At 35.2% G+C, this 4,071-nt stretch carries 3 protein-coding genes; 2 read left to right on the plus strand and 1 reads right to left on the minus strand.

What is annotated here, in order from left to right:
- The first annotated feature begins 76 nt into the window (after positions 1-76).
- Both AFK68_RS44480 and AFK68_RS07415 read left to right on the plus strand, forming a co-directional pair.
- Entirely contained in the window at positions 77-160 is an 84-nt protein-coding gene (locus tag AFK68_RS44480; RefSeq protein WP_094672200.1) for an IS630 transposase-related protein, read from the plus strand.
- Between the two features lie 995 nt (positions 161-1,155).
- Positions 1,156-1,641: an allophycocyanin subunit alpha-B gene (locus AFK68_RS07415; RefSeq protein ID WP_094672201.1), complete on the plus strand. Its 486-nt coding sequence runs from the start codon at positions 1,156-1,158 to the stop codon at positions 1,639-1,641.
- Between the two features lie 866 nt (positions 1,642-2,507).
- On the opposite strand, the gene AFK68_RS07420 is transcribed toward AFK68_RS07415, so the two are convergent.
- On the minus strand, positions 2,508-3,446 hold the full coding sequence (locus AFK68_RS07420; RefSeq protein WP_094672202.1) for an undecaprenyl-diphosphate phosphatase: 939 nt from the start codon (positions 3,444-3,446) through the stop codon (positions 2,508-2,510).
- Between the last annotated feature and the right edge of the window lie 625 nt (positions 3,447-4,071).

Genomic DNA, 4,071 nt, shown 5'->3' on the forward strand with positions numbered 1-4,071 from the left:
AATTATAGTCGTTTAACTTAAGGATGAGACAAAAACAGAGCAAAATTTTCAAATAGAATTGAGAGTAGTTTAAAGAATGACTTATAGCTTAAATGTAAGACAAAAGGTAATAGATTACATAGAAAGTGGTGGGAAGATAACCAAGGTAGCAAAAGTATAATGTATGCTCCTGCACATAAATCTTTAGATGAAATTATCCGTTATTATTGTGTAACTTAATGTCTCATTCTTAAGTTAAATAACTATAATTGCAGCTAAGAAACTATTTAAAGCTTTAATACCAATTTTATGTGAGGCTCAAAGAATGTAAGCATTCAGCTATTAGCAGTCAGCTAGCCTCCTGCGGACGAGCTGCGCTTTATCCTGACGGACTGCTCCGCAAACATGTCGCGTTTGCGTTAGCATTCCATAGGAAAGCGAAACAGCTCTAATTATGAATTAAGCAAATATTTTAACTTATAGTATATTTTCAAGCCATAAATTGAAGTACAAAAACGAGGGTTAAGTTGTAAACCCATACATTGTGTGGCTGGAAATGTAGATATTTCCCAGAAGCTGATAGCTGTTAGCTGACGGCTGAATGCTTACCAAAGAATTATAAATTAATTAACTTGACTGTATTTATTTATAGTTAACTCTGATTAAAATTTTATTCTATCTAACTTCATATTAGTTTGGCATAAGTAGGGTTTGCTGATTAAATATCAAAGCATTGACAGATAAAAGTTTAAGCAATTTTCGGTCTGAAATACCTTGGTTTTCAGCTCTTGATGCACGGTTCCCGAAAAATCAAAAAGGAGCGCATTTCTGGCACATAGTTGAGCCAAAAAAATTACTCCCGTACGGACGCCCTTATGCAACGTCCCTACCTACTCCCCCGCTCCCCTACTCCTTAAAAAAGACTTTTTCAGCAACCCCTAAGTAGAGAGCCACAAAAAAACAAAACTTTTAAGCCAAAAGTAAAATTACTCAAAATTTAGAATAAATTACCAGATAAGCTGTTTTATGTTAGCTTGTCGTAAAAATAATTTTTAACGCCAACCTAGTTATTGCTCCATAAAATTTTTGGTATAAACGAGAACCTAGAAAATTTGATGACCTGGAAAGGCAGTCAATGGTTAAAATGAAATATAATTCAGCAAATTTTCGATAATTATGAGTGTAGTTAGCCAAGTTATTCTCAAAGCAGACGATGAATTACGTTACCCCAGTAGTGGGGAACTTAAATCCATAAATGATTTTTTGAAAACAGGTACGCAGCGTGTCAAGATTGCTAGCGTGCTTTCTGAAAATCAGAAAAAAATTGTGGACAGAGCTAGTCAGGAGTTATGGCGGAGGCGTCCAGATTTTATTGCTCCTGGAGGTAATGCTTTTGGCCAGCGCGAACGTGCCTTATGCCTCCGGGACTATGGTTGGTACTTACGTTTGATTACCTACGGGGTACTAGCTGGGGATAAAGACCCCATTGAAAGTATTGGTTTGATAGGTGTTCGGGAAATGTATAACTCCTTGGGTGTACCTGTTCCTGGAATGGTAGAGTCAATTCGTTGTCTAAAGGAAGCAAGTCTTGCTTTACTTGATGAAGAAGATGCGAAAGAAACTGCTCCTTATTTTGACTATATTATTCAAGCAATGTCTTAATGGATAATGGATAATTGATAATGGATAATTGATAATTGATAATTAATTCATCTCGGTTTAAAGCCTCTCGTTTCAAGGAGAAACAAGAAATAAGATTTCCGCATAATTGTTTAATCTTTTCGGCTTTAACCAAAGGTAATTATTAACTAGCTATTAGCTTTTCCTTACGAAATGCTACGCAAACAACATTTAGCTCGCCTCCTGCGGAGAAACTAGGTTAACAGCTAAAAATCCAAGGGTTTAGGTCTCCCACAAGAGGAGCGAAAAATTAGTGGTGCGCTTTTTTAGGGGTTTAAATACCCCATTATACACCAAGAATAAGCTGATAGCTGAGTGCTGAGTGCTGAGTGCTACTTCAATTATCCATTAATGAAGCAAAATACAAATAATATACTGATTTTAGGGGTGAACAGTCGTTCACCCCTACTAAAATTAAATATCTTTCCACTTATACCAATTCCCATGCATTAAGGCTATACTTGAGTGACACTTCAGTTATCAAGTAATTAACACAAAGAAAATAAATTATTCCCTAATTATTATCCAGTTAATGTTCATTATTATTCTGTGTACGGACGTTACATGCAACGTCCCTCCTCCACCCAATCAAATATAGCAAGATTTTTGAGAAATGGTATTATACATTTTTCTCTGACGGCATAGTTTAGAATAAAATTCTATTACTTTTTGCCTTCTAAAAATTGTCTTTAAAACCAAATTCATTTTCTTAGCCAAAGATTTTAGGTGTTGGTCAATCAAGGTATGAAAATAAAAATTGAACAATCTCAAATATTTGTTATTCAATAGTTTAGCAATTACCAAAAAATACCAATCATACCCTAATTTACCAACGCCAGATTTTACTACTAAACATTTTCCAACATACCACCAGCGATCGCCACTAAGATTAATACCCCAAAAGCTAATCTGTACCAAACAAATATCCAAGTATCCTTAGTTTGTAAGTATTTAATTAACCAAGCAATTGCTATATAAGAAAAAATTATTGCAGAGATAATACCAGCAATGGTAGGAAGTAAGCCTATACCTCCAAAACCTTCATCAAAGAGAGTCTTTAGTTCGACTAAACCTGCCAAAGTAATTGCTGGAAGACCTAATAAAAAAGAAAATCTTGCTGCTGTAGCTCTTTCTAATCCCATAAACAACCCCCCTGTAATAGTTGAGCCTGACCGAGATACTCCAGGAACTAATGCTAAGGTTTGGGCCATACCCATCAAGATGCCATCTTTAATATCTAGTTGTTCAAAGTTACGTTTTCGGCTGCCAATTTTTTCTGCTATTCCTAATAACAAAGCCATAACTATTGAAGCAATGGCGATCGCTACTGTACTGCGCAGTGGAGAGTTATCAAAATCTGGAATAAATAGTTTAATTAACAATCCAAAAAATACTATTGGCAGGGTGCCCAAGGCAATGCCAACTGCCATTTTGAAATCTGGGGACTGGTAGTCAGATTTGAGAATAGATTTATATGTACCAATTGTGATTTTTGTCAAGTCATCCCAGAAATACCAAACAACAGAAACAATACTGCCTAATTGAATAACCGCAGTAAAGGCTACACCAGGGTCTCCCCAACCTAGCCCTACAGGGACAACCTTCAGGTGAGCGGTACTACTAATAGGTAAAAATTCTGTTAATCCTTGTACCATTCCCAGAATAACTGCCTGAAAAATAGTCAACTGTTCAGAAGTGGGTATTGGGTCAGATGGTAATGATTGGCCGACTTGTTCTAGAGAGATAAAAATTAGAGCGCTGATAATGACTGCACAGAAAAATTTCATCTAGTAGCGTTTTATGAGAATTATTAGTCAATTATAGCATTAATTAATGTAGTTAATTTTGCCAATTTTTAGCTATCAAAACCCTTAAAAAAAGTAATCAGCAGTTAGCAGTAAATGTTTAAAAGGGGATTTAACCCCACCGTGCACCTTCAGGTTTATAGAAATCGTGGATTTAAACCCAGAGCTATAATACTATTTCTCAAAAACTTTTTTACATTTTATTGAATCAAAAATGTTTAATGTGACCTCCGAAAAAATAAGTTAACATAATAATAATCAACTTTAAATTAGCTTAAATTAGCAAATAAGTAATTTCTTTTCTCCTAATTACTTAATAGCTGAAGTTTTGCATAAGTATAACATTAATGCCTGGGAATTGGTATAAGAGCTGATAGCTGATAGCTGATAGCTGAATGCTAAAAGCTAAAAGCTAGTTAATTTTCAATTGCTGTTATCTAGGGCTTGCTGATTAAATATCAAAGCATTTATAGATAAAGGTTTTAGCCTTTTTAGATCCGAAATACCTTGGTTTTCAGCTCTTTATGCACGGTTCCCGAAAAATCAAAAAGGAGCGCATTTTGTTCAAGAGAGTACCCCAAAAATTACTCCCCCTACTCCCCTACTC

This window comes from Hydrocoleum sp. CS-953, assembly GCF_002260545.1.
GTDB lineage: Bacteria > Cyanobacteriota > Cyanobacteriia > Cyanobacteriales > Microcoleaceae > Trichodesmium.

Coding starts and splice junctions, on each gene's coding strand:
- AFK68_RS44480 (WP_094672200.1), top strand. CDS start 77: ATGACTTATAGCTTAAATGTAAGACAAAAGGTAATAGATTACATAGAA.
- AFK68_RS07415 (WP_094672201.1), top strand. CDS start 1,156: ATGAGTGTAGTTAGCCAAGTTATTCTCAAAGCAGACGATGAATTACGT.
- AFK68_RS07420 (WP_094672202.1), bottom strand. CDS start 3,446: ATGAAATTTTTCTGTGCAGTCATTATCAGCGCTCTAATTTTTATCTCT.